General features: G+C 68.8%; 20 protein-coding genes. 11 read left to right on the top strand and 9 right to left on the bottom strand.

The window, feature by feature from the left end:
- Positions 1-9: 9 nt before the first annotated feature.
- The 6 genes from BM013_RS15900 to BM013_RS15875 form a co-directional block, all read right to left on the bottom strand.
- Complete coding sequence (locus BM013_RS15900; protein ID WP_093128572.1) at positions 10-1,020, bottom strand: NAD(P)H-quinone oxidoreductase; 1,011 nt, start codon at positions 1,018-1,020, stop codon at positions 10-12.
- 89 nt (positions 1,021-1,109) lie between these two features.
- Entirely contained in the window at positions 1,110-3,413 is a 2,304-nt protein-coding gene (gene pnp / locus BM013_RS15895; protein WP_093128571.1) for a polyribonucleotide nucleotidyltransferase, read from the bottom strand.
- 205 nt (positions 3,414-3,618) lie between these two features.
- The gene (rpsO, locus tag BM013_RS15890) at positions 3,619-3,885 is read right to left on the bottom strand and encodes a 30S ribosomal protein S15 (RefSeq protein ID WP_093128570.1); all 267 of its coding nucleotides are present in this window, start codon (positions 3,883-3,885) and stop codon (positions 3,619-3,621) included.
- A gap of 105 nt (positions 3,886-3,990) precedes the next feature.
- Positions 3,991-4,908 carry a DMT family transporter gene (locus tag BM013_RS15885; protein ID WP_093128569.1) on the bottom strand — a complete coding sequence of 306 codons (918 nt, stop codon included), beginning with the start codon at positions 4,906-4,908 and terminating at the stop codon, positions 3,991-3,993.
- 114 nt (positions 4,909-5,022) lie between these two features.
- A complete protein-coding gene (locus BM013_RS15880) occupies positions 5,023-6,195 on the bottom strand; it encodes a pyridoxal phosphate-dependent aminotransferase (RefSeq protein ID WP_093128568.1) in 1,173 nt (390 codons plus the stop codon).
- Positions 6,196-6,219: 24 nt separating this feature from the next.
- Positions 6,220-7,530: a branched-chain amino acid ABC transporter substrate-binding protein gene (locus tag BM013_RS15875; protein WP_093128566.1), complete on the bottom strand. Its 1,311-nt coding sequence runs from the start codon at positions 7,528-7,530 to the stop codon at positions 6,220-6,222.
- Between the two features lie 124 nt (positions 7,531-7,654).
- Here BM013_RS15875 and BM013_RS15870 point away from each other — a divergent pair, with 124 nt between their 5' ends.
- Together BM013_RS15870 and BM013_RS15865 are read left to right on the top strand one after the other, a co-directional pair.
- Complete coding sequence (locus BM013_RS15870; protein ID WP_093128565.1) at positions 7,655-8,026, top strand: Hsp20/alpha crystallin family protein; 372 nt, start codon at positions 7,655-7,657, stop codon at positions 8,024-8,026.
- A gap of 189 nt (positions 8,027-8,215) precedes the next feature.
- Positions 8,216-8,953, top strand: coding sequence for an alpha/beta hydrolase-fold protein (locus BM013_RS15865; RefSeq protein ID WP_093128563.1), 738 nt, complete (start codon positions 8,216-8,218; stop codon positions 8,951-8,953).
- Here the strand turns inward: BM013_RS15865 and tsaD are convergent.
- A complete protein-coding gene (gene tsaD / locus BM013_RS15860; protein WP_093128562.1) occupies positions 8,907-9,950 on the bottom strand; it encodes a tRNA (adenosine(37)-N6)-threonylcarbamoyltransferase complex transferase subunit TsaD in 1,044 nt (347 codons plus the stop codon). The genes BM013_RS15865 and tsaD overlap by 47 nt on opposite strands.
- Positions 9,951-10,046: 96 nt before the next feature.
- Here tsaD and BM013_RS15855 point away from each other — a divergent pair, with 96 nt between their 5' ends.
- The 4 genes from BM013_RS15855 (at position 10,047) to BM013_RS15840 (ending at position 14,740) form a co-directional block, all read left to right on the top strand.
- Positions 10,047-11,309 (top strand): nitrate regulatory protein, encoded by a 1,263-nt coding sequence (locus tag BM013_RS15855; RefSeq protein WP_093128560.1) that lies wholly within the window; start codon positions 10,047-10,049, stop codon positions 11,307-11,309.
- Positions 11,310-11,681: 372 nt separating this feature from the next.
- Positions 11,682-12,926: a CmpA/NrtA family ABC transporter substrate-binding protein gene (locus BM013_RS15850; RefSeq protein ID WP_093128559.1), complete on the top strand. Its 1,245-nt coding sequence runs from the start codon at positions 11,682-11,684 to the stop codon at positions 12,924-12,926.
- A 10-nt stretch (positions 12,927-12,936) separates the two neighbouring features.
- Positions 12,937-13,875, top strand: coding sequence for a nitrate ABC transporter permease (gene ntrB, locus BM013_RS15845; RefSeq protein ID WP_093128557.1), 939 nt, complete (start codon positions 12,937-12,939; stop codon positions 13,873-13,875).
- Positions 13,876-13,930: 55 nt separating this feature from the next.
- A complete protein-coding gene (locus BM013_RS15840) occupies positions 13,931-14,740 on the top strand; it encodes an ABC transporter ATP-binding protein (RefSeq protein ID WP_093128556.1) in 810 nt (269 codons plus the stop codon).
- A gap of 62 nt (positions 14,741-14,802) precedes the next feature.
- Here BM013_RS15840 and BM013_RS15835 read toward each other — a convergent pair whose 3' ends face one another.
- Positions 14,803-16,101, bottom strand: a complete 1,299-nt coding sequence (locus BM013_RS15835; protein ID WP_256221522.1) for an ANTAR domain-containing protein — start codon at positions 16,099-16,101, stop codon at positions 14,803-14,805.
- 263 nt (positions 16,102-16,364) lie between these two features.
- Between BM013_RS15835 and BM013_RS15830 the strand changes: the two genes are divergently transcribed.
- Complete coding sequence (locus tag BM013_RS15830) at positions 16,365-17,645, top strand: MFS transporter (protein WP_143098278.1); 1,281 nt, start codon at positions 16,365-16,367, stop codon at positions 17,643-17,645.
- A gap of 38 nt (positions 17,646-17,683) precedes the next feature.
- On the opposite strand, the gene BM013_RS15825 is transcribed toward BM013_RS15830, so the two are convergent.
- A complete protein-coding gene (locus BM013_RS15825; RefSeq protein WP_093128553.1) occupies positions 17,684-19,414 on the bottom strand; it encodes a bifunctional protein-serine/threonine kinase/phosphatase in 1,731 nt (576 codons plus the stop codon).
- 64 nt (positions 19,415-19,478) lie between these two features.
- Between BM013_RS15825 and nirB the strand changes: the two genes are divergently transcribed.
- The 4 genes from nirB to BM013_RS15805 are packed head-to-tail and all read left to right on the top strand — an operon-like array spanning position 19,479 to position 26,045.
- Positions 19,479-21,935, top strand: coding sequence for a nitrite reductase large subunit NirB (gene nirB, locus BM013_RS15820; RefSeq protein ID WP_093128552.1), 2,457 nt, complete (start codon positions 19,479-19,481; stop codon positions 21,933-21,935).
- Positions 21,936-21,964: 29 nt separating this feature from the next.
- Positions 21,965-22,774 (top strand): type IV pili methyl-accepting chemotaxis transducer N-terminal domain-containing protein, encoded by an 810-nt coding sequence (locus BM013_RS15815; RefSeq protein WP_093128550.1) that lies wholly within the window; start codon positions 21,965-21,967, stop codon positions 22,772-22,774.
- A 19-nt stretch (positions 22,775-22,793) separates the two neighbouring features.
- Entirely contained in the window at positions 22,794-23,237 is a 444-nt protein-coding gene (gene nirD, locus BM013_RS15810) for a nitrite reductase small subunit NirD (RefSeq protein ID WP_093128549.1), read from the top strand.
- A gap of 3 nt (positions 23,238-23,240) precedes the next feature.
- Positions 23,241-26,045, top strand: a complete 2,805-nt coding sequence (locus BM013_RS15805) for a nitrate reductase (RefSeq protein WP_093128548.1) — start codon at positions 23,241-23,243, stop codon at positions 26,043-26,045.
- Positions 26,046-26,197 lie beyond the last annotated feature (152 nt).

Here is a 26,197-nt window from a genome sequence, read left to right as displayed (position 1 = left end):
GCGTTGTCTTCACCATGTCAGCACGATCTTGCCGATGTGCTGGTTCGATTCCATCAGCGTGTGAGCCTGGGCTGCGCCGCTGGGCTCACCCGTTGATTCACCCGCCGCCGCGAAGGTGCTGTGGATCACGGGCTTGATCGCGCCGTTCTCCAGCAGCGGCCAGACCTTCTCGCGCAGCGCCTTGGCAATGGCCGCCTTGAACGCCACCGGCCGCGGACGCAGCGTCGAGCCGGTGACGGTGAGACGCTTGCGCAGCACGAGGCCCGCATTGATCTCGCTCTTCACCCCGCCCTGCACCGCGATGATCACGAGCCGGCCGTCTTCGGCCAGGCAATCGATCTCGCGCGCCACGTAGTCGCCCGCCACCATGTCGAGCACCACGTCCACGCCCTTGCCGCCCGTGAGCTTCTTCGCCTCTTCGGCGAAGTCGCTCGTGCGGTAGTTGATGGCATGGTCGGCGCCGAGCTTCTTGCAGGCTTCGCACTTCTCGTCGCTGCCGGCCGTGACGATCACGGTGGCACCGAGCGCCTTGGCGATCTGGATCGCCGTGACGCCGATGCCGCTCGAGCCGCCCTGGATGAGCAGCGTCTCGCCCTTTTGCAGGCGGCCGCGCTCGAACACGTTGCTCCACACGGTGAAGAAGGTCTCGGGCAGCGCAGCCGCGTCGACATCGCTCCAGCCCTTGGGCACCGGCAGGCACTGCGCGACAGGCGCCACGCAGAGTTCGGCATAGCCGCCGCCCGCGATGAGCGCGCACACGCGGTCGCCGACCTTGAAGCCGGCCTCGGCCAACGCCGCGGCGTCGCCCGACACGATCTCGCCGGCCACTTCGAGGCCCGGCAGGTCGGACGCACCCGGGGGCACCGGGTAGTTGCCCTTGCGCTGCAGCACGTCGGGGCGATTGACGCCACTTGCCGCGACGCGGATCAGCAGTTCGCCCGCGCCCGCGACCGGGTCGGGACGCTCCGCCACGCGCAGCACCTCAGGGGCGCCGTACGAAGTGATTTCAATGGCTTTCATGGTCTTTCGGCCTCCAACGCCCGCAGATGGGGCGAAGCTTGCTGTTCAAAAGATAGCAACGGCGGCGCATGGCCGCCGTTGCGCCCTTCTTACTCCTGAGGCTCGCGCGGGGCTTGCTGCTGTTCGCCGGCCGGAGCCTGCGGCTGCTCGTTGCGCGGCTGCTGTTGCTGCTCGTTGTTGAAGCGCGGTGCGCGCTCGCCACGGTCGCCGCGATCACCACCGCGGTCGCCACGGTCACGGCGCTCGCCGCGATCGCCGCGGTCTTCACGGGGCGGGCGCTCGCTGTATTCCATGCCGGCCGGACGCTCGGTCAGGGCCTTCATGGACAGCTTGACGCGGCCCTTTTCGTCGGTTTCCAGAACCTTGACCTTCACGATCTGGCCTTCGCTCAGATAGTCGGTCACCTTCTCGACGCGTTCGTGCGCGATCTGGCTGATGTGCAGCAGGCCGTCCTTGCCAGGCAGCAGGTTGATGAGCGCGCCGAAGTCCAGGATCTTGGTGACCGGGCCTTCGTAGACCTTGCCGATTTCGACTTCAGCCGTGATCTGCTCGATGCGGCGCTTGGCGAACTCCGCCTTTTCCGGATCGGTCGAGGCGATGGTGATGGTGCCGTCTTCGTCGATGTTGATCGTCGTGCCGGTTTCTTCCTGCAGGCCACGGATGACCGAGCCGCCCTTGCCGATCACGTCGCGGATCTTCTCGGGGTTGATCTTCAGCGTGGTCAGGCGCGGAGCGAAGCTGGAGACTTCGGCCTTGGCCTCGCCCATGGCTTCCTGCATCTTGCCCAGGATGTGCATGCGCGCTTCCTTGGCTTGCGCCAGTGCGACCTGCATGATTTCCTTGGTGATGCCCTGGATCTTGATGTCCATCTGCAGCGCGGTGATGCCGTTGGTGGTGCCCGCAACCTTGAAGTCCATGTCGCCCAGGTGATCTTCGTCGCCCAGGATGTCGGTCAGCACCGCGAAGCGGTTGTCTTCCTTGATCAGGCCCATGGCGATACCGGCCACGTGCGCCTTCATGGGCACGCCGGCGTCCATCATCGACAGGCAGCCGCCGCAGACAGAAGCCATCGACGAGGAGCCGTTCGATTCGGTGATTTCCGACACCACGCGAACCGTGTACGGGAACTCTTCCTTGTTCGGCAGCACGGCGACGAGCGCGCGCTTGGCCAGGCGGCCGTGGCCGATTTCGCGGCGCTTGGTCGAGCCCATGCGGCCCACTTCGCCGGTGGCGAAGGGAGGCATGTTGTAGTGGAACAGGAAGCGGTCTTCGTACTCGCCGGCCAGCGCGTCGATGCGCTGTGCGTCGCGTTCGGTGCCCAGCGTGGTGATGACCAGCGCCTGCGTTTCACCGCGCGTGAACAGGGCCGAACCGTGGGTGCGGGGCAGCACCGAGTTGCGGATCTCGATGGGGCGCACGGTGCGCGTGTCGCGGCCGTCGATGCGGGGCTCGCCCGACAGGATCTGGCTGCGCACGATCTTCGATTCGATCGAGAACAGCAGGTCGTTGACCTTGCCGGCGTCGAAGGGCTCGCCGCTTTCCTTGAGCGAGGCCATCACGCTGGCGTTGGCTTCGCGCAGGGCTTGCGTGCGGGCTTGCTTGCTGCGGATCTGGTACACGGCGCGCAGCTTTTCTTCGGCCAGGCCCTTGACCTTGGCGACGAAGGCTTCGTCTTCGGCGGGCGCTTGCCAGTCCCACACCGGCTTGCCGGCGTCGCGCACGAGTTCGTGGATCGCGTTGATGGCGATGCCGGCTTGTTCATGGCCGAACACCACGCCGCCGAGCATGATTTCTTCGCTCAGCTGCTGGGCTTCGGACTCGACCATCAGCACGGCGGCTTGCGTGCCGGCGACGACGAGGTCCATCTGCGAATCCTTGCGGGCCGTCTGGCCCGGATTCAGCACGTACTGGCCGTTGATGTAGCCCACGCGGGCGGCACCGATGGGGCCGCTGAACGGGATGCCGGAGATCGACAGGGCGGCGCTCACGCCGATCATGGCGGCGATGTCGGCGTCGACTTCGGGGTTGAGCGACACGGTGTGGATGACCACGTGCACTTCGTTCAGGAAGCCTTCGGGGAACAGCGGACGGATCGGACGGTCGATCAGGCGGCTGGTCAGCGTTTCGTGTTCGCTGGGCTTGGCTTCGCGCTTGAAGAAGCTGCCGGGGATCTTGCCCGCGGCGTAGGTCTTCTCGATGTAGTCGACGGTCAGCGGGAAGAAGTCCTGGCCGGGCTTGGCCGACTTGGAGGCGACCACGGTCGCCAGGATCACGGTGCCGTCGATGTCGACCAGCACAGCGCCGTTGGCCTGGCGGGCGACTTCGCCCGTTTCCATGACGACGGTCTTGTCGCCCCATTGGAACGACTTGGTGACTTTGTTGAAGAGGCTCATTTTTGCTCCTGTTTTGATAGCAGACCACACAGGATCTGCAAGGGCCGGAGGCTTCTCAGAACACGATGCCATTCCAGTGAAGATCGCCCGAACTTCATTGGAATGACACAGCTTCGCTCTGTTTGGGCACTCCGAAAAGTGGATCGCGAAGTAAAAAACGCCTGAGCTAGCGGACTAACCCAGGCGTTTTTTCATGCGATTCGAATTACTTGCGCAGACCCAGCTTGGCGATCAGCGCGGTGTAACGTTCAGCGTTCTTGGACTTGAGGTAGTCCAGGAGCTTGCGGCGGCGGCTCACCATGCGCAGCAGACCGCGACGGCCGTGGTGGTCCTTGGCGTGGGTCTTGAAGTGGGGGGTGAGCTCGTTGATGCGGGCGGTCAGCAGTGCGACTTGCACTTCTGGGCTGCCAGTGTCGTTGGCGGCGCGGGCGTTGTCCTTGACGACTTCGGCCTTGATGGAGGCTGCGATCATGATGATTTCCTTGTTCCGGGATGTTTGACTTGCGAAAAGAGCTGGAACTGCCCTCTCCGTGCGCCTTGCGGCATGCAAAGCCTCGGGATTATAGCCCGGGCACTTTCACCGGGCTTTCAAGCCGCCCGGAACCCTGCCGTCGAGCGACGCCAACCCCACCGCGCCGAGCACGCAGGCGGCCCCGGCAAGCTGCGCCAGGCTGATGCTTTCGCCCAGCCAGAGCGCCGCCAGCACCAGCGCCGAGACCGGCAGCACCGCCGTGAAAAGCGCCGCCTCGGCCCCGCGCAGCCGCGACGACCCGGCAAACCACAGCACGAAGCCGAGCACCGTCGGCACCAGCGCGTAGTACGCCACCCCGGCCAGCGCCGCCGCCGGCACCGGCTGCTCCCAGGCCCGCTCGAACAGCGCCGGAACCAGCGACAGCAGCAGCCCGAATGCGGTCATGAGCGCCGACAGCGCCAAGGGACGCACCGGCACCCGCAGGCGCTTGTTGAGCAGGATGAACCCCGCCTCGCAGACCACCGCGGCCAGCACCAGCAGGTTGCCCAGCATCGCCGCAGGGGATTTTGAGTCCCCTGCTGCTGCTGCGCCCGTGCCGGGCCAGCTGATGGCCAGCACCCCGGCCGTCGCCAGCACGATGCTTCCGACCAGGAAGCGGCCTGGCCGCTCGCGCAGCGCGATCACCGCCACCAGCGCTGCGACCGCCGGCAAGGTGCCCGCCACCACGCCCGCGCTGGCGGCCGGCGCCCAGCGCACGCCCAGGATCAGCAGCACCGTGTAGCCCACGCTCCCCAGCCCCGCCTGGCACGCCAGCAGCGCCAGGTCGCGCCGATCGGGCCGCGGCCACGGCGTGCGGGTCAGCCGCAGCAGCAAAAGGAAAACCGGCAGCGCCATCGCAAAGCGCAGCGCCGTCGCCGTGAACGGCGGCAGGCCGCCCGCGATGACCTTGCTGGCCACCACCGTGCTGCCCACCGTGACCATCGCCAGCGCGCACAGCGCCATGCCCTTCAACCGTTCCGACATGCCAGACCTTTCGCTTTCAAGGAAAGGCCGAGCTTCGCGGCCCGGTCGCGCCGCGTATTGAACGAAATTGCAGCCGGGTTCGGGCCCGGGTTCGGCCCGGGTTCAGGCCCGGCTTCAGCCCTTGGGCTGCGGCTGCTCCGCCAGCCAGCCGCGCAGGCGCTCCACGCCCTTCACCAGCCGCTGCGGGTCCTTCGACGCGAAGCACCAGCGCAGCCAGCCCTGCGCCTCGGGCGCGAAGGCGTTGCCCGGCGCCAGGCCCAGGCCCGCTTCGGCCACCAGCCGCTTGGCCACTTCGAACGAATCGTCGAAGCCCTCGAGCCGGAAGAAGGCATACATGCCGCCCTTGGCCGGCGCCACCTGCACGCCCGGCAATGCGGCCAGCAGCGGCACCAGCGTGTCGCGGCACAGCTTCAGGTGCGCCACCACGCGCGGCGTGATTTCGCCCGTGTGCGCGATGGCGGTGATGGCCGCGCGCTGCGTGAACACGCTGGCGCACGAGGTGTTGAACTCGATCAGCTTGCCGATGCCCTCCACCATCGACGGCGGCAGCACCAGCCAGCCGAGGCGCCAGCCCGTCATGAGGAAGCTCTTCGAGAAACTGTGCGTCACCACGAGCCGGTCGTCGGGCTTCGAGATGTCGAGAAAGCTCGGCGCGCACGCGTTGGGCGTCGGCTCGAAGTACAGGCGCTCGTACACCTCGTCGGCCAGGATCCATGTGCCGGTCTGGCGGCAATGGTCGAGCACGGCCTGCTGCTCGTCGCGCGTCATGGTCCAGCCCGTGGGGTTGTTGGGCGCGTTGACGATCAGCAGCCTGGTCTTCGACGTGACCGCCGCGCGCAGCGCGCCCAGGTCGAGCGTCCACTGCCCGTTCACCGGCACCAGCGGCAGCGTGCGCACCCGCGCGCCCATGATGGCGGGCTGCGCCGTGAGGTTGGGCCACACCGGCGTCACCGCGACCACTTCGTCGCCCGCGTCGACCAGCGCCTGCACCGCGAGCATCAGCGCGCTCACGCCGCCCGAGGTGACCGCAATGCGTGCCGCGTCGACCGCCGGATGCAACGCGCTGGTGTAGCGCGCGATGGCTTCGCGCAGCTCGGGCAGGCCGAGGTTGTGCGCGTAGAAAGTCTCGCCGCGCTGCAGCGATTCGATGGCCGCCTGGCGGATCACCTCGGGCGTCACTTCGTCGCTCTCGCCGAACCAGAAGGCCAGCACGTCGTCGCGGCCCATGCCGGCATTGGCGACTTCGCGGATCTTCGACGCTTCGAGGTTGTGGATGGCTTCACGCATGGCTGGGGGTCCTGTTGTTCATCTTCAAGGTCTTTTCATCTTGCACGAAGTGGGCAGCTCGGCGCGCTCCGGGGCAATGGTCTTCACCACGCGAAAACCGTAGCCCGAACCTTCGACGTCGAACTGCACGCCCGGCCTGCCCTTGCGGTCCATCACGCCCACCACCAGCTGCTGCTGGAACTGGTGGTCCGTCGCGCGCATGCGTCCGCGCTGGCCGTACAGGCTCACGTCGGCCTGCTCGAGCGCACGCGCAACCGGCACCGCATCGGCATTGCCCGCGCGTTCGATCGCCTGCACGAGCGCCTCGATCATCAATTGCAGGCGCATGTGCACGTAGTCGTCGGCCGGCTTCGGAAAGCGCGCGCGAAAGGCGCGGTAGAACGCTTCCGACTGCGCCGTCTGCACGTTGGGCAGCCAGTCGGCCACCGCGATCACGCGGCCGATGCCCGCGTCTCCGATGGCCGCCGGCGCGCCCAGCGCATTGCCGTAGAAGGTATAGAAGGTGCCGTTGAAACCCGCTTCGCGCGCGGCCTTCACCAGCAGCGTGAGGTCGTTGCCCCAGTTGCCCGTGACCACCGCCTGCGCGCCGCTCGCGATGATCTTGGTGGCGTAGGGCGCGAAGTCCTTCACCTTGCCCATCGGATGCAACTCGTCGCCCACGATCTGCACGTCGGGCCGCTGCGCGCCGAGCTGCCGGCGCGACTCGCGCAGCACCGCCTGGCCGAAGCTGTAGTCCTGCCCGATGAGGTACACGCGCTTGAGCGAAGCGTCGTCCTTCACCGCGTCCATCAACGCGGCCACGCGCATGTCGGCATGCGCGTCGAAGCGGAAGTGCCAGAAGCTGCAGCGCTCGTTGGTCAGCGCCGGGTCGACCGCCGCATAGTTGAGAAAGATCACGCGGCGCGACGGGTCGCGTTCGTTGTTCTTGTCGATGGCATCGACCAGCGCCGCGGCGGTGGCCGACGAGTTGCCCTGCAGCACGATGCGCGCGCCGTCGTCCATCGCGGCGCGCAATGCGGAGAGCGCCTCTTCGTTCTGGCCCTTGCTGTCGTAGCGGTCGAGTTGCAGCGGCCTGGCACCACCCGGCACACCCGGCAGCTTCACGCCGCCGCGCGCATTCACGCGCTCCACCGCCCACAGCAGGTTGCGAAAGACCGCCTCGCCGGTGTTCGCAAAGGGGTCGCTCAAGCTTTCGATGAGCGCCAGCCGGATGGGCGCGGAAGGCGCTGCAGGTACCGAAGAAGTGGCTTGCGCCAGCGCGGCGAAGGGGCGCGCGCATAGCGCCAGCGCCGCGAATTTCAAGGCCTCGCGACGCCAAATAAAGGGGGGATTCATTGTCTTGAAACGCGTGCCGGCGCGCCTAGATGAGGTCTCAAGCGGCACTCACGATTGAACGGCCGCGCAGTGTAAGGGACACACATTCCTTGTCCCCATTGTGTTGATTCAGGAGTTCTTCATCATGTTTTTCGCCCCCAACGTTCGCACCACCCGCTTCGCCCCCCGCGCCTATGACCGCGCCTTCGAACGCTTCGCCAGCGAAGCCTTCGCCGGTGCCCACCGTTCGCCGCTCGTGGAGCAGGACGACAAGAGCTGGACCCTCTCGCTCGACGTGCCGGGTTTCGCGCGTGAAGACCTCGCCATCGGCATCGAAGGCGCCGTGGTGCGCATCGACAGCAAGGCCGAAGCCAAGCGCCAGTTCAAGGCCGCGTACGAGCTGCCGCTGGACATCGATGTGACCACCAGCGAAGCCAAGCTCGAGAACGGCGTGCTCACGCTGAAGCTCGGAAAGCGGGTGCCGGTGAGCCAGGCTGCGCAGTTGCAGATCAACTAGCCAGCCCTAAGCCCACAAGAAGAAAGTGTCAGCAAAGGTTCTTTTTGACTTTGATCGTGCTCCCTATTCACAATAGGGCCGCATAACGTCACATGATGTGACGTTTTCTTAGAACTTTCTTCTTCGTGGGCGTCTCGTAAACGCATCGAGTTCCATGACGGTGCGGGTCGGGTGCCCTCTCACGGCACCATGCAAACACACCTTCAGCCCGCCAACCCCGACGAGCAATCCGACGCCCTGCTGATCTTTCTGCCGGGTGCCTACCTCAAGCCCGACGAGTTCGAGCGAGAGGGCTTCATCAGCGCGGTGCGAGAGCGCCACCTGGCAGCCGACGCGCTGCTGGTGGACGCGGATGTCTCCTACTACTACGAGCAGACGCTCAGCGAGCGCCTGCACACCGACGTCATCGAGCCGCAGCGCGCCAAGGGCTACAAGTCGATCTGGCTGGTGGGCATTTCGATCGGCGGCTTCGGCGCGCTGATTCACGAACTGGCGCGCCCGGGCTCGGTCGACGGCATCGTGGCCCTCGCCCCCTACCTCGGGCGGCGCGTGCTAGGCGCGGAGATCAAGAAGGCCGGCGGCCTGCGCATGTGGCAGGCGCCCACGGGCCCGCAGCCCGACGAGGAACCCGACCGCAAGCTCTGGCCCTTCTTCCAGCAGTACCTGAAGGACCAGACCTCGAAGAACCTGCCGCCGCTGTACCTGGGCTTCGGCCTCGAGGACCGCTTCGTCAGCAACCACAAGCTGCTGGCCGACGCGCTGCCGTCGGGCCAGGTGTTCACCACCGAGGGCGGCCACGACTGGCCGCAATGGCGCCAGCTCTGGCGCAACATGCTCGACGTGCTGCCGCTGCCTGCGCTCGGCCGCGCACGCCAGGCCGCTAAGCAGCCTCAGCCGACAGCGACGCCATGGGCCATCGCGGCTTGACGTCGAAGGCGTAGCGCTCGCTCGCCTGCGACAGGCCCGACTGCAGCCGCATGGCCGCGGCCATCGCGATCATGGCGCCGTTGTCGGTGCACAGGTGCAGCTCGGGGTAGTGCACGCGCACCTTGCGCTTGGCGCATGCCGCATTCAACTGCTCGCGCAGGTTCTTGTTGGCCCCTACCCCGCCCGCCACCACCAGGCGCTTGAGCCCGGTCTGCTCGAGCGCGGCCAGCGACTTCTTCAGCAGCACCTCGACGATGGCCGCCTGCGTCGACGCGGCCAGGTCGGCCTTGTTGGCTTCGAGCTGGTCGCCGAGCTTCTTGGCCTGCGTGAGCACGGCCGTCTTCAGGCCGGCGAACGAAAAGTCGAGGTCGCCGCTGTGCAGCAGCGGGCGCGGCAGCTTGAAGGCCGTGGCATTGCCGTCTTCGGCCAGCTTCGCGAGCCACGGGCCGCCGGGGTACGGCAGGCCCATGAGCTTGGCGCTCTTGTCGAAGGCCTCGCCGGCGGCGTCGTCGATGGTTTCGCCGAGCAGCTCGTAGCGGCCCACGCCGTCGACCCGCATCAGCTGCGTATGGCCGCCCGACACCAGCAGCGCGACGAACGGAAACTCCGGCGGATCGGCGCTCAGGAACGGCGACAGCAGGTGCCCTTCGAGGTGATGCACTCCCAGCACCGGCTTGCCCAGCGCCACGCCCAGCGCGCAGGCCACGCCCGCGCCCACCAGCAGCGCGCCGGCCAGGCCGGGGCCGCGCGTGTAGGCCACCACGTCGATCTCCGCCAGCGAACGGCCGGCCTCGGCCATCACGGTTTCGGTGAGCGGCAGCACGCGGCGGATGTGGTCGCGGCTGGCCAGTTCGGGCACCACGCCGCCGTAGGCCTGGTGCATGGCGATCTGGCTGTGCAGCGCGTGCGAACGCAGCAGCGGCAGCGCGTCGCCGTGCGACTCGACCAGCGCCACGCCGGTTTCATCGCAGGATGATTCGATTCCCAACAAGAGCATGCCGCCGAGTGTAGGTGCCGCCTGCCGCGGTTGCCCGCGAAGGGACAAGCGGCACGGATGTTGCAGCGACCGGTTCGTCTCCCCTCGCCCCCACGCATGAAAACCGGACTGAGCTTCCTGATCGCCGCCCGCCGCTGCGAAATCGACGAGCTGGACCAGCTCGCCCGCACCAGCGAGCTGGTGAGCGTGATCGGCCGCCTGGTCCACGCGCTGCAGCGCGAGCGCGGCATGTCGAACATCTTCCTGGCCACGCGCGGCAGCCGCTTCGCCGGGCAGCGCGCCCCGCAGATCGCCGAATGCCTGGCGCTCGAGCAGGAGGTGCGCGCCGGCTTCGACCAGCTGGAGGCCGAGAGCCAGCGCGGCGCCGGCACCGGCAACGGCGCGCGGCTCTTCAGCCGCATCGCCTGGGTGCTGCCCGGGCTGGACGCCCTGCCCGCCTTGCGCAAGCGCGTCGACACGCTGGCGCTGAAGCCGGCGCAGGCCGTCGCGGCCTTCGCCAAGCTCGTGGCCGGGCTGCTGTCGGTGGTGTTCGAGGCGGCCGACGGCGCCGCCGACCCCGAAATTTCGCGGCTGCTGGTGGCCATGTTCAATTTCATGCAGGGCAAGGAATTCGCCGGCCAGGAGCGTGCCTTCGGCGCCGCGGCACTGGCGCTGGGCCGCAGCGACGAGGCGCAGCGCCTGCAGTGGCTGCACCTCATCGAGTCGCAGGAGCGCTGTTTCCAGGTCTTCACCGATTTCTCGGGCGACACCGTGCTCGCGCTGTGGCGCGACAGCCAGCCCGACGCCATGCTGGCCGAGCTCGAACGCATGCGCCGGCGCGGCGCCACCACCGCGCCGGCCGACGGCGCGCTGAGCCAGGACTGGTTCGACTGCTGCACCCGCCGCATCGACGCCATGAAGACCGTCGAGGACCGCCTGGCCGCCGACCTGCGCGCGCTGTGCGACCGCAAGACCGCCCAGGCGCGCAGCGAGCTGCAGGAATACCGGCAACTGCTCGACACGCTGGCGCCGCAGGCCGGCGCCACGTTCTTCGACGACGCCGACGCCCAGTCGGCGGCGCCCGCGCAGTTCGGGCGCCACCTCGAGCGCTCGGTGCTCGACATGGTCCAGGAGCAGTCGCACCGGCTGCAGGCCATGAGCGACGAGCTCGAGACCGTGCGTGCCTCGCTCAACGAACGCAAAGTGGTCGAGCGCGCCAAGGGCCTGCTGATGGCGCACCGCCGCCTCAGCGAGGACGAGGCGCACAAGATGCTGCGCCAGACCGCCATGAACCAGAACCGGCGGCTGATCGACGTGGCCGAGTCGATGCTGGCCATGGCCGACTACCTGCCCATGCTCGACCGCGCGCCGCCGCGCTGAGCACCCCCGCGTCCAAACACGTTCCAAGGCGTTCAAGGGCGTTCAAGTTGGTGCAGTGCACAACAACCGTGCCTGCCCCCGGACCCGGAGGCCTTTGATCCCCTTCCCCGCGCCGGCAGGCCGCACCGCGCTACCCCATTGATAGCAGGCAAGCCGCCGCAAGAGCTGGCACACCGCTTGCAAGTAGCCAGCCCACAGGCCCCTCACCGGGCCTTCAGGCAGGCGGCACCCAACGGCGGGTGCTTCCCACCCACCGGACAAAGGCGTCCCCACCCCGCAAGGGCTCGTTTTCGAGCAGCCCCTGCGCGGTGCGGACGCCTTTTTTGTTTTTGTCTTTCCCGTCTTGTTCGTTTTCAACCGGAGCCCCGCCCCATGACCGATCTGCTCAAAACCCGCCTCAGCCGACGCCGCGTACTGCAAGCCGCCGCCATCGGCGCCGTGGGCATCGACCCCGCCCTGCGCGCGGCCGTCTGGGCCCAGGGCTCCGACAAGCCCGAGAAGCAGGAAGTGAAGATCGGCTTCATTCCGCTGACCGACTGCGCCAGCGTGGTCATGGCCTCGGTGCTGGGCTTCGACAAGAAGTACGGCGTGAAGATCGTGCCTAGCAAGGAGGCCAGCTGGGCCGGCGTGCGCGACAAGCTGGTCAACGGCGAACTCGACATGTCCCACGTGCTCTACGGCCTGGTCTACGGGGTGCACGTCGGCGTCGGCGGCCCCAAGAAGGACATGGCGGTGCTCATGGGCCTGAACCGCAACGGCCAGGCCATCACGCTGTCCAAGGCGCTGGCCGACAAGGGCGCGGTCGACGCGCCCTCGCTGGCGAAGCTCATGGCCAAGGAGAAGCGCGAATACACCTTCGCCGGCACCTTCCCCACCAGCACCCACACCATGTGGCTGAACTACTGGCTGGCCTCCGCCGGCATCAGCCCGGTGGCAGACGCCAAGGTGATCGTGGTGCCGCCGCCGCAGATGGTGGCCAACATGCGCGTGGGCAACATGGACGGCTTCTGCGTGGGCGAGCCCTGGGGCCAGCGCGCCATCATCGACAAGATCGGCGTCACCGCCATCACCACCCAGGACATCTGGAAGGACCACCCCGAGAAGGTGCTGGGCACGCGCGCCGAGTTCGTCAAGCAGAACCCCAACACCTGCCGCGCCGTGATGATGGCCGTGATGGAGGCCAGCAAGTGGATCGACGCCAACCTCCAGAACAAGGCCAAGATGGCCGACACGGTGGCCGAGAAGAGCTACATCAACACCAGCGCCGACGCCATCAACCAGCGCATCCTGGGCCGCTACGACAACGGCATGGGCAAGACCTGGGACGACCCCAACCACATGAAGTTCTTCGACGACGGCGCGGTCAACTTCCCGTACCTGTCCGACGGCATGTGGTTCCTCACGCAGCACAAGCGCTGGGGCATCCTGAAGGAGCACCCCGACTACGTGGCGGTCGCCAGGCAGATCAACCAGATCGACCTGTACAAGGACGTCGCCGGCGCCATGAAGGTCAGCGTGCCCAAGGACCTGATGCGCACCAGCAAGCTGATGGACGGCACCGTCTGGGACGGCAAGGACCCGAAGAAGTACGCCGATTCGTTCAAGGTCCACGCCTGAGGAGCACACCATGGTCAGCGCCGTCTTTCATTCGCCGCTCGATGCGGCCACCGCACACGCCACGCCCGCCGTGGCGGCCAAGCCCCCGGTGACCGCCGTGGCCGCCACCCCAGCCCCAGCCCCAGCTCTGGCCCCGGCGCCCACGCCCCGCGTTCGCACCCCCCTCGACCTGCGCGCCTTCTGGATGCGCGTGCTCCCACCGCTGGCGGGCTTCGGCCTGCTGCTGCTGGTGTGGGAGCTGGTCGCCATGAGCAGCACCACCGGCTTTCCCACGCCGCTGGCCACCTGGCAACAGGCCGTGACCGTATTCAGCGATCCGTTCTACAGCAAGGGCCCGAACGACCAGGGCGTGGGCTGGAACGTGCTTTCGTCGCTGCAGCGCGTGGCGCTGGGCTTCGGCCTGGCGGCGCTGGTGGGCATTCCGGCGGGCTTTGCCATCGGCCGCTTCGAGTTCCTCTCGCGCATGTTCAACCCGCTGATCAGCCTGCTGCGTCCGGTGTCGCCGCTCGCGTGGCTGCCCATCGGCCTGCTGGTGTTCAAGGGCGCCAACCCGGCCGCCATCTGGACCATCTTCATCTGCTCGATCTGGCCGATGATCATCAACACCGCCGTGGGCGTGCAGCGCGTGCCCACCGACTACATGAACGTGGCCAAGGTGCTGAACCTCAGCGAGTGGAAGATCCTCACGAAGATCCTGTTCCCCGCCGTGCTGCCCTACATGCTGACCGGCGTGCGGCTGGCCGTGGGCACCGCGTGGCTGGTGATCGTGGCGGCCGAGATGCTCACGGGCGGCGTCGGCATCGGCTTCTGGGTGTGGGACGAGTGGAACAACCTCAACGTCGCCAACATCATCATCGCGATCTTCGTGATCGGCATCGTCGGCCTGGTGCTGGAGTTCGCGCTCATCAAGCTCGCCACGGCGTTCACGTTCGAAGAGGTGAAGTCATGAGCCGCACGGCCGCTCCGAAGGCGAATACCGCAGCGCTGCTGCGCGGAGGTTTCCAATGAACGACGACAGCAAGTACATCGAGATCCACGGCGTGGAGCAGGCGTTCAAGACGCCCAAGGGCCGCTTCGTCGCGCTGCGCGACGTGAACCTGAACGTGGCCAAGGGCGAGTTCATCACGCTCATCGGCCACTCGGGCTGCGGCAAGTCGACGCTGCTGAACCTGATCGCCGGGCTCACCGTGCCCACGCAGGGTTCGCTGCTGTGCGCCAACAAGGAAATCACCGGCCCCGGCCCCGAGCGCGCCGTGGTGTTCCAGAACCACTCGCTGCTGCCCTGGCTCACCTGCTTCGAGAACGTGTACCTCGCGGTGGAGCGCGTGTTCGCGGCCACGGAGAACAAGGCGCAGCTGCGCGCGCGCACCGACGCGGCGCTGGCGCTGGTGGGCCTCACGCCCGCCGCGCAGAAGCGGCCCGGCGAGATCTCCGGCGGCATGAAGCAGCGCGTGGGCATTGCGCGCGCGCTGTCGATGGAACCCAAGGTGCTGCTGATGGACGAGCCCTTCGGCGCGCTCGACGCACTCACCCGCGCCAAGCTGCAGGACGAGCTGCTCGCCATCGTGCAGAAGACGCACAGCACCGTCGTCATGGTCACGCACGACGTCGACGAGGCCGTGCTGCTGAGCGACCGCATCGTGATGCTCACCAACGGCCCGGCCGCCACCATCGGCGACGTGCTCCCGGTGAACATTCCGCGCCCGCGCAACCGCGTCGAGCTGGCGGAAGACCCGGCCTACGTGCACGCGCGCAAGGCGGTGATCGACTTTCTCTACACGCGCCAGGCGCACGTGGAGAAGGCCGCGGCCTGAAGCGCTGCACCGCCTGGCATCACCAACTAGCGCCTGCCCACCCACCGGCCCACCCACCGGCGTCAGGACATGATCACTTGCAGGCTGTGTTCATACGAGGCGGTGAGGCGCTCGAAGGTGTCGACCAGCGCGTCGCTCGAACGCACCAGCGCGGCACGGCCGTCGGCGCTGTCGAGCGTGCGCACGCCGCCCACCAGCCGCAGCCATTCGTCACGCGCGCTCGCCAGTGACGCGCGAATTTCCGAGGTGCTGAGCGGCGCGCGCTCCAGCTCCAGCAGCGCGGCCTCGAACTCGTCCATGGTCGGCACCAGCCGCGCGTGGGCGGTGCCTTCCTTGAGCACGGACGCCAGCAGCGCGTCTTTGGCAAGGCGCTGCGCGCGCATGCGCTGCCGCCCGCAGATGTTGACGATGCGCAGCGCGCGCCGCGCACCGGAAGCCTCCAGCGTCTTCGTCAGCGTTTCGGCGGCCGCGAGCAGCATCTCGGCGCGCTGGTCGATGTCGGTCAGGCCCGCGGCGCTCGGGCGCGCCGCCAGCGCGGTCGACAACCCCGTCCAGGCGCCCTGCGCCTCGGCCAGCGCCTGCGCGCCCGTGGCCGCCAGCCCGAGGGCCGCGAGATGATCGAGGTTGTGCTGCACCCGCTCGGCCGACTGCGTGCGCAGCACACGCGCGCGCTGCGCGTCGATGCCGGCGAGCTGCTGCGCGGCCAGGCGCACCAGGCGCTGCGAGAGCATGCGCAGCTGCCCCGCGCGGTTGATCGCGTCGGCCCACTGCGCGGCCTCGATGACCGAGCGCGACACCTCGCCCAGCCGCAGGTTGGCGTGCATCGCGGCACCGCGCAGCAGGCCGAAGGCCTCGTCCTCGCCGATGCCGCGCGCGGACATCAGCAGGCCCTTGGCACGGTCGACCCACTTGCGCTCGTCCATGCGGGTGCGCAGGTTCTCCAGTTCGGTGCGCAAGGCGCTCTCGCGCTGCCAGCGGGCCTGCGCGCGGGCCGCCAGCGCGGCGAGCGAGGCGGCATCGACCGCCTCCACCGCATCGATGTGCAACCAGGCGTGCACGCCCAGCGCCACCAGTTCGTCGTGCTGCGCGGCGCTCAATGGCGCGCTGGCCAGGCTCAGCGCGCACGGCGGCACGCCCGCCCATGCGCGCAAGGCCTCGAACAGTGCAGGTGTGGTCACGGGTGTGGGGGAAGGCAACCAGATCAAGGCCTGCCGGGGCGCGAGGGCCTCGACCTGCCGCGCGAAACTCGCACTGCCGGCAACGCCGAGCACCTCGAGCCCGGCCTCGGACAGTGCGTTCGCAAGCGCCACGGGCAGCACCGGGCCGGCGGGTTCATCGGGCAAGACAACGAGAAGGGACATCGTGGGGAAGCGGTATGGGAACGCACCGCAAGCATAGGCCACGCCCGCGCGAAATCGCGGGCACGTCTCTTGCATGAAACGGGGCACGGTGTAACGAAGCACCGCTTTGGTGAGGCTGCAGGCTCCTGCATCCAGCGCGGCAACGCACATGCCGCGAACACCCCCACGCCGACAGCATTCGCTGGCGGCACTCCGACCCCAACCCCCTCCGTCGACACGACCGCCTCCCGGTCGGGCCGCGGCTTTTTGCATCGTTGAACGCCATGTCCAGTTTCAAGAACTTCTTGCAGTCCGGCCACAGTCCGACGCTGTTCGCTGCCTTCCTGTACTTCTCGTTCTCCTGCTGCATCTGGGTGCTGAACGGCGCCATGGCGCCCTTCATCGGCGAAACCTTCAACCTCTCGCCGGCGCAGAAGGGCCTGATGCTGTCGGTGCCGATCATCGCGGGCGCGCTCATGCGCTTTCCGCTGGGCATCCTGTCGCAGTACATCGGCCGCAAGAAGGCCACGCTGGTCGAGATGGGCCTGATCGCCGTGGCCATGCTGTTCGGCTTCTTCTACGTGAAGAGCTTCAACGACCTGCTGGCCATGGGCGTGCTGCTGGGCATTGCCGGCGCGAGCTTCGGCGTGGCGCTGTCGCTGGGCTCGGGCTGGTTCCCGCCGCAGCACAAGGGCCTGGCCATGGGCCTGGTGGGCGCGGGCAACGTGGGCACGGCGGTGTCGGTGCTGGTGGCGCCGCCGCTGGCCAACTGGCTGGGCTGGCAGGCCGTGTACGGCGTGGCCGCCGTCGCCATCCTGATCCCGATGGCGGTGATGGTGGTGTTCGCCAAGGAGCCGCCGGACGTCAACGCCCATTCGAACCTGCGCGAGCACATCGCCTGCCTGTTCGAAAAAGACGGCTGGGTGTTCAGCCTGATCTACGGCGTGACCTTCGGCGGCTTCATCGGTCTCACCACCTTCCTGCCTTCCTACTACTACGACCAGTTCGGCGTGAGCAAGGTGCAGGCCGGCCAGCTGACCATGCTCGCGGCCTTCATGGGCGCGGCGGTGCGCGTGGTGGGCGGCTGGATCTCCGACCGCTGGGGCGGCGTGAACACGCTCACGGTGGTGCTGCTGGTGGTGGCCGTGAGCCTGGTGCTGGTGGGCGCGTCTTCGGGCTCGCTGGCCGTCACCACGCTGGTGCTGATCGTCTGCTTCGCCGCGCTGGGCGCGGGCAACGGCGCGCTGTTCCAGCTGGTGCCGCTGCGCTGGCCCGCGAGCACGGCCGTGGCCGGCTCGATGATCGGCGAGATCGGCGCGCTCGGCGGCGGGCTGGTGCCCAACGCCATGGGCTTGTCGAAGCAGTACCTGGGCAGCTACCTGTGGGGCTTCGTGTTCTTCGCGCTGCTGTCGCTGGTGATGCTCGGCGTGATGCGCGTGATGCAGATCCGCTGGACCCGCACCTGGGCCGAAAAGGGGGGCCGTGCGCGCCTCACGCCTTCGCACGCTGCGCACGCTGCAACCTCCAAAGCCTCCTCGCGCGTTCGCAAGGCCGCCCGCTCATGACCCTCGCCGCCCGCCCCCGCCCTCGCCCTCGCCCTCGCTCAACGTGGCAGGAACAGCAGCCACACGATGAGCAGCACGTTGAACAGCACCGACACGCCCAGCGCGAGCTTGTAGAGCGCCAGCGGGTCGCGGCGGATCAGCGGCGTGGCGGCGGGCGCGTTCACCGGGCGGGACGCGCCGCGCTCCAGCGCGAGCAGCAGCTCCTCGGCGGTTTCGAAGCGCTCGCGCGGGTCGCGGGCCACGGCCTTGCGCACCAGGTGGTCGAGCCAGATCGGCACGTCGGGGCGGATGCGCGACAGGGCCACCGGGTCGCGCCGGTAGCGCGCCACCTGGTAGGGCTCGATCTCGCCGTACGGCAGGTGGCCGGTGAGCCACTGGTACAGCGTGACGCCGAATGCGAACAGGTCGCTGCCCGCGTCGGCCACGCCGCCCTCTTCCCACTGCTCGGGGTTGATGTAGCTCGGCGTGCCGGCATGCAGCTCGCGCTGCGCCGCGCCTTCGCGCCCGGACAGCGCCACGCCCAGGTCGAGCACGCGCCAGCGGCCGTCTTCGCCCAGGTGCAGGTTGCCCGGCTTGATGTCGCGGTGCACCACGCCCTGGCGGTGCAGCCGGCCGAGTGCACGGCTCAGTTCGATGGCGGCGCCCACCACCTCGGCCACGGCGCCGCGCGCGTTGGCCTTGCGCAGCTGCTCCAGCGTGCGCCCGCCGTGCCAGTCGAACACGATGTACAGCGCGCTGGCCTGCGCGGCGCGCTCGTGCACGCGAACGAACCCGTTGCCGCCGACGCGCAGGCCGAGCCAGGCTTCGTGCGCCAGCATCGCGCGCTCCTGCGGGTCGCTGGCGCGCGAGGGGTGCAGCGTCTTCAGCGCGACCAGCTCGCGCGTGACCGGGTGCCGCGCCTGGTACAGCAGGTGCACGCCGGTGTCGGCCACCCGCGCGGTGACGGCGTAGCCGTCGAGCACGTCGCCCACCTTCAGGGCGCCCGGCGGCGCCAGCCGGCGGCCGTCGCCGAGCTCGTCGTCGAGCTGCCGCGCGTCGAGCCCCACCACGCGGATGACCAGCGCGGTCGCGTTGTCGTGCGTGCCGGCCTCCAGCGCCGCGTTCACCAGCGCCTCGCTCGCGGCCTCGGCGTCGCCCTGCAAGGCCAGCGCGGCCACCTGCTTCGGCTTGAGCACGCCGTGCACGCCGTCGGAACTCAGCACGAAGCAGTCGCCCACGCGCACATCGCCCTGCAGGTAGTCCACGCGCACCTGGTCGTCCAGGCCGATGGCGCGTGTCAGGCGGCTGCGCATGTCGGGATGGTCGAAGGCATGGTCCTGCGTGAGCAGCAAGGCCGGCCCGCCGTCGTCGCGCACGCGCCAGGCGCGCGTGTCGCCCACGTGGGCCAGCGTGTAGCCCTGGCCGTGCAGCACCAGCGCGGTGAGGGTGGTGAGCGCCGTGCCGCCGGCCTCACTGCCCTCGCCGCTTTGCCTGCTCTGCCGCCGGCGGTTGTGGTCGGCCAGCCAGCCGTTCTGCGCGCCGATCAGCCGGTCGAGCGCCGCGGTCGGCTCCCAGGTGTCGGGCGTGGCGAAATAGTCGGCCAGCAGGCCCATCACCGTGGTCTGCGCCGCTTCGCGTCCGCGACCGCCGCTGGACACGCCGTCGGCAATGGCCGCGATGAGCCCGCGCGCCTCGTCGCCGCGCGGCGCATGCACCGCACCGGCGAAGTCTTCGTTCAGCTCGCGCGGTCCGCGCTGGCTGCTGTAGCCGATGTCCACTTCAAAGCTCATGGCGCGATTCTGACCGCGCGCCACGGGCGTCCGCTCGCTCTGATCCCCTGAAAGGACCCGCCCCATGAAGAAAATGAAACTCGTGATGGTCGGCAACGGCATGGCCGGCGTTCGCACGCTCGAGGAGCTGCTGAAGATCGCGCCCGACCTGTACGACATCACCGTCTTCGGCGCGGAGCCGCACCCCAACTACAACCGCATCCTGCTGTCGCCGGTGCTGGCCGGCGAGCAGACGGTCGACGAGATCGTGCTCAACAGCTGGGAGTGGTACGCCGACAACCACATCACGCTGCACGCGGGCAAGAAGGTGGTCGAGGTCGACCGCGTGAAGCGCACCGTGCGCGCCGTCGACGCGCAAGGCGACGTGACCGAGGCCGCCTACGACCGCCTGCTGATGTGCACCGGCTCCAACCCCTTCATGCTGCCGGTGCCCGGCAAGGACCTGAAGGGCGTCATTGCCTACCGCGACATTGCCGACACCGACTACATGATCGAGACCGCGCGCACGCACAAGAACGCGGTGGTCATCGGCGGCGGCCTGCTGGGCCTGGAAGCCGCCAACGGCCTGATGCTGCGCGGCATGAGCGTGACGGTGGTGCACGTGATGCCCTGGCTCATGGAGCGCCAGCTCGACGATGTGGCCGGCAAGCTGCTGCAGAAGTCGCTGGAAGACCGCGGCCTGAAGTTCCTGATGGGCGCGCAGACGCAGGACATGCTCGGCGACGGCGACGATGGAAAGGGCGGCCGCGTGAAGGCCATCCGCTTCAAGGACGGCACCGAGGTCGCGGCCGACCTGGTGGTGATGGCCGTGGGCATCCGCCCCAACGTGGAGCTGGCCGAGAAGATGCGCCTGCACTGCCACCGCGGCATCGTGGTGACCGACACCATGCAGACCGTGACCGACGCGCGCATCTACTCGGTGGGCGAATGCGCGGCGCACCGCGGCATTGCCTACGGCCTGGTGGCGCCGCTGTTCGAGCAGGCCAAGGTGGCGGCCAACCACCTGGCGCAGTTCGGCATCGGCCGCTACCTGGGCTCGCTCACCTCCACCAAGCTGAAGGTGACGGGCATCGACCTGTTCTCGGCCGGCGAGTTCATGGGCGGCGAAGGCACCGAGGAAATCGTCATGAGCGACCCCTTCGGCGGCGTCTACAAGAAGCTGGTGATCAAGGACGACAAGCTGGTGGGCGCCTGCCTGTACGGCGACACGGTGGATGGCAGCTGGTACTTCAAGCTGCTGCGCGACGGGCGCAGCGTGCACGACATCCGCGACAAGCTGATGTTCGGGGAATCGAACATCGGCGACACCGGCCACGAAGGCCACAGCAAGGCCGCGAGCATGCCCGACGACGCCGAGGTGTGCGGCTGCAACGGCGTGAGCAAGGGCACCATCTGCAAGGCCATCAAGGACAAGGGCCTGTTCACGCTCGACGAGGTGAAGAAGCACACCAAGGCCAGCGCCAGCTGCGGCTCGTGCACCGGGCTGGTCGAGCAGATCCTGATGTTCACCGCGGGCGGCGACTACTCCGCCACGCCCAAGAAGAAGGCCGTGTGCGGCTGCACCGACGTGAGCCACCAGGACGTGCGCGACGCCATCCGCAAGGAACACTACCTGACGCACGACGCGGTGTACCGCAACCTGGGCTGGCGCACGCCCGACGGCTGCGCCACCTGCCGCCCGGCCGTCAACTACTACCTGATCAGCACCTGGCCCAAGGAGGCGAAGGACGACCCGCAGAGCCGCTTCGTCAACGAGCGCAGCCACGCCAACATCCAGAAGGACGGCACCTACTCGGTCATTCCGCGCATGTGGGGCGGCCACACCACGCCCGACGAGCTGCGCCGCATCGCCGACGCGGCCGACAAGTACAAGATTCCGACCGTCAAGGTCACGGGCGGCCAGCGCATCGACCTGCTGGGCGTGAAGAAGGAAGACCTGGCCGGCGTCTGGAAGGACATCGGCATGCCCAGCGGCTTTGCCTACGCCAAGTCGCTGCGCACGGTGAAGACCTGCGTGGGCAGCGAGTGGTGCCGCTTCGGCACGCAGGACTCCACGCAGATGGGCAAGGACCTGGAGCGCGCGCTGTGGGCCATGTACGCGCCGCACAAGGTCAAGCTGGCGGTGTCGGGCTGCCCGCGCAACTGCGCGGAAGCCGGCATCAAGGACGTGGGCGTGATCGGCGTCGACTCGGGCTGGGAAATCTACGTGGGCGGCAACGGCGGCATCAAGACCGAGGTGGCCGAGTTCCTCGTGAAGGTGAAGACGGCCGAGGAAGTCATGGCCTGCGCGGGCGCGTTCCTGCAGCTGTACCGCGAGGAAGGCTGGTACCTGGAGCGCACGGTGCACTACATCGGCCGTGTCGGCCTGGACCACGTGAAGAAGAAGATCCTGGAAGACGCCGAGGGCCGCAAGGCGCTGTGGGAGCGGCTGCAGTTCGCGCTCGACGGCGAGCCCGACCCGTGGTTCGAATCGTCGCGGGCCTCGGTCGACGTGCGGCAGTTCACGCCGCTTTCCGTGTGATGAACGACACGACACACGGAGCCCACGGTTTGAAACGCAGAGTCTTCATCGCTTCCACGGCCATCGCCGGCATGGGTGTCGGCATGGGGATCGGCATGGGCACCGTCGCCCACGCGCAGGTCCTGGACCTCAACGACGCCATCAACAAGGCGGGCCGCCAGCGCATGCTGTCGCAGCGCGCGAGCAAGGCCTACCTGGCGCTGGCGCAGAACGTCGAGTCGCGCAATGCGCAGCAGGTGCTCGACAGGTCGGTCTCGCTGTTCGAGCGGCAGCTGGGCGAGCTCAAGTCCTTCGCGCCCAGCGCGGCCATTCGCGGCACCTACGACGCGCTCGACGGCGCGTGGGGCGAATTCAAGCGCGAACTCACGGGACTGAATCCCGGCAAGGCCGAAGCCGCCAAGGTGGTGAAGCTCGACGCCGCCGTGCTCGCGCTGGCCAACCAGGGCACCACGCAGTACGAGGCCGCTTCGGGCAAGCCGGTCGGCAAGCTCGTGAACATCGCGGGCCGCCAGCGCATGCTGTCGCAGCGCATGGCCAAGTTCTGCCTGGCCAGCGCCATGCAGATCGACCCGGCGGGCAGCACGGCCGAAATCGGCAAGTCGCGCACCGAGTTCCTCGCGGCGCTCGAGGTGCTGCGCAACGCCCCCGAGGCCACGGCCGCGATCCGCCAGGAACTGGTGCTGGCCGACGCGCAATGGATCTTCTTCAACCGCGGCCTGCAGCGCCTGGATGGCGCGAGCGCGTCGGCCTCGCTGATGTCCGACGTGTTCGTTTCCAGCGAGAACCTGCTCGCGATCATGGACCGCGTGACCGGCCTGTACGCCGAGATCAAGTCATAGAACAGAAGAGAGCCCCACCATGAGCGACTGGAAAGTCATCTGCCGCATCGACGACATCCCCGTGCTCGGCGCGCGCCGCGTGGCGCGGCCCGCAGGCGTGGACGTCGCCGTGTTCCGCAATGCCGGGGACCAGGTGTTCGCGCTGCTCGACCGCTGCCCGCACAAGGGCGGCCCACTGAGCCAGGGCATCGTGTTCGGCACCAGCGTGGCCTGCCCGCTGCACAACTGGGCCATCGGGCTGGACGACGGCTGCGCCAGGTCGCCCGACGAAGGCTGCACGCCGCGCTTCGCGGTGAAGGTGGAAGACGGCGTGGTGCACCTGGACGCCGCCGAGCTGGCCACGCATGCCATCGACCTCGAGCGCCCGGTGGCGGGCCCCAGGCCTTACCCGACGATGTCGGTCTTGCCGCTGGAGCCCCTTGAGCCGCTTGAGCCCCTTGGGTCGCTGGAGCCGCTGGAATGAGCCATGACTGAAACACGCTCCACCTGCCCCTATTGCGGCGTCGGCTGTGGCGTCATCATCGAATCCCAAGGCGCCGAGATCACCGGCGTGCGCGGCGACCCCGGCCACCCCGCGAACTTCGGCCGCCTCTGCACCAAGGGCTCGACGCTGCACCTCACGGCCAGCGCCACCGTCACGCGGCAGACGCGCCTGCTGCAGCCTCTGCAGCGCCTGGTGCGCGGCGAAGCGCCCGCCGCGGTGCCATGGGACACCGCGCTCGACAACGCCGCCGGCAAGTTCGCGCAGGTGGTGCGCGACCACGGGCCCGACGCGGTGGGCTTCTACGTGTCGGGCCAGTTGCTCACCGAGGACTACTACGTCTTCAACAAGCTCGCCAAGGGCCTGGTGGGCACCAACAACATCGACACCAACTCGCGCCTGTGCATGAGCAGCGCGGTGGCCGGCTACAAGCAGACGCTGGGCGCCGACGCGCCGCCGGCCTGCTACGACGACCTGAAGCACGCCGACTGCCTGTTCATCGTGGGCAGCAACACGGCGTGGGCGCACCCCATTCTGTTTCGCCGCATCGAGGACGCGAAGGCCGCCAACCCGGCGCTGAAGATCGTCGTGGCCGACCCGCGCCGCACCGACACGGTCGAGATTGCCGACCTGTTCCTGCCGATCCAGCCCGGCACCGATGTGATGCTGTTCAACGGCATGCTGCACCTGATGCTGTGGGAAGGCTGGACCGACGCGGCCTACATCGCGGCGCACACCAACGGCTTCGACGCGCTGAAGGCCACGGTGCGCGAGTGCACGCCCGACAAGGTGGCGCAGGTGTGCGGCATCTCGAAGGACGACCTGCTTGCGGCGGCGCGGCTCTTCGCCACCTCGGCGGCCACGCTGAGCCTGTACTGCCAGGGCCTGAACCAGTCGTCGAGCGGCACCGCGAAGAACGCGGCGCTCATCAACCTGCACCTGGCCACCGCGCAGATCGGCCGCCCCGGCGCGGGCCCGTTCTCGCTGACCGGCCAGCCCAATGCCATGGGCGGGCGCGAAGTGGGCGGCCTGGCCAACCTGCTGAGCGCGCACCGCGACCTGGCCAACCCCGGGCACCGCGCCGAAGTGGCCGCGCTGTGGGGCGTACCGTCGGTGCCCGAGAAGCCCGGCAAGACGGCGGTGGAGATGTTCCAGGCCGCGGCCGACGGCGAGATCCGCGCGCTGTGGATCGCCTGCACCAATCCCGCGCAGTCGATGCCCGACCAGGCCACGGTGCGCCGCGCGCTGGAGCGCGCCGAGTTCGTCGTGGTGCAGGAGGCCTTTGCCACCACCGCCACCTGCGCCTTCGCCGACCTGCTGCTGCCCGCCACCACCTGGGGCGAGAAGGAAGGCACCGTGACCAACAGCGAGCGCCGCATCTCGCGCGTGCGCCCGGCCGTGCCGGCGCCGGGCGAGGCGCGCAACGACTGGTCGATTGCCGCGGCCTTCGCGCGCCGGCTCGAGCAGCAGCTGGGCCGCGCCTGCACGCTGTTTCCGTACGACACGCCCGAGCAGGTGTGGAACGAGCACCGCGAGTCGACGCGCGGGCGCGACCTGGACATCACCGGCCTGAGCTACGCGATGCTGGAAAGCGCCGGCCCGCAGCAATGGCCGCTGAAGGAAGGCGAAAGCACCGGCCGCGTGCGCCTGTACGAAGACGGCGTGTTCCCCACGCCCGACGGCCGCGCGCGCTTCGCCGACACCGTCTACAAGCCGGTGGCCGAGGCCCGCGAGGCGCGCTACCCCTTCTCGCTGAACACCGGCCGCCTGCGCGACCAGTGGCACGGCATGAGCCGCACCGGCACGGCGGGCCGGCTGTTCGGCCACGTGCCCGAACCCATGGTGCAGATGCACGCGCAGGACATGGCGCGCCGCCAGATCCAGGAAGGCGACCTGGTGCACCTGACCTCCAAGCGCGGCTCGATCCTGCTGCCCGCGCGCGCCAGCGCCGAGGTGGGGCTGAACCAGGCCTTCGTCGCGATGCACTGGGGCGAGGAATACCTGAGCGGCTGCTCGTCGACCGGCGCGCGGCTGGCGGGCATCAACGCGCTGACGACGCCGGCCTATTGCCCGACCTCGAAGCAGCCCGAGCTGAAGCACACGCCGGTGAAGATCCTGAAGGCGGAGCTGCCGTGGTCGCTGCTGGGCATGGCCTGGCTGCCGCCCGACGCGGCGCTGGCCGCGCAGCGCGCGCTGCAGCCGCTGATGGCGATGTTTCCGTTCGCGACCTGCGTGCCGTTCGCCGGGAACACGCAAGGTGCGCAAGGTGAAGAACGCAGCGGCATCCTGTTTCGCGCCGCCGCGCACGACGCGCCCGACGATGCGCTGGTCGAGAAGATCGAAGGCCTGCTCGGCCTGCAGGTGGCCGACACCCTGCGCTACGCCGACCGTCGCCGCGGCCAGCGCCGCAGCGCGCGGCTGGTGCGCCGCGCCGACGGCAGCGCCGGGCTCGAGGCCTTCCTGCTGGGCGGCGACACCAGCGCCGAGGCCTGGATCTCCACGCTGCTGCGCGAGGAGCTGCCGGCCCAGAGCTACGGCCGCCTGCTGCTGTCGCCGGGCGCGCGCGCGCCGGTGGCGGTGCAGTCGCGCGGCAAGACCGTGTGCGCCTGCTTCAACGTGGCCGACGCGGCGATCCAGGCCGAGCTGGGGCGCTGCAGCGGCACGCCCGACGAGCGGCTGGCCAAGCTGCAGGGGGCGCTGAAGTGCGGCACGAACTGCGGCTCTTGCATTCCGGAGCTCAAGCGGATGGTGCGGGCGACGCCGGCGGAAGCGCAGGCGCTCACGCCATGACCGCCTGCCTTGCGCTTGCGCCCTCCCCCGCTCGGGGAGGGCCGGGGTGGGGGCCGGGGTGGGTGCCGGCGGCGTCACCATCGGGCGTCCTGCCTGCCCCCATCCCGGCCTTCCCCCGAAGCGGGAAGGAGCCAATCCAAGGCATAAGCCAA

This window comes from Variovorax sp. OK605 (assembly GCF_900115445.1).
Classification (GTDB): Bacteria; Pseudomonadota; Gammaproteobacteria; order Burkholderiales; family Burkholderiaceae_C; genus Variovorax.
The sequence above is the reverse complement of the archived record's forward strand: the minus strand, read 5'-3'. Positions and strand labels throughout refer to the sequence as shown.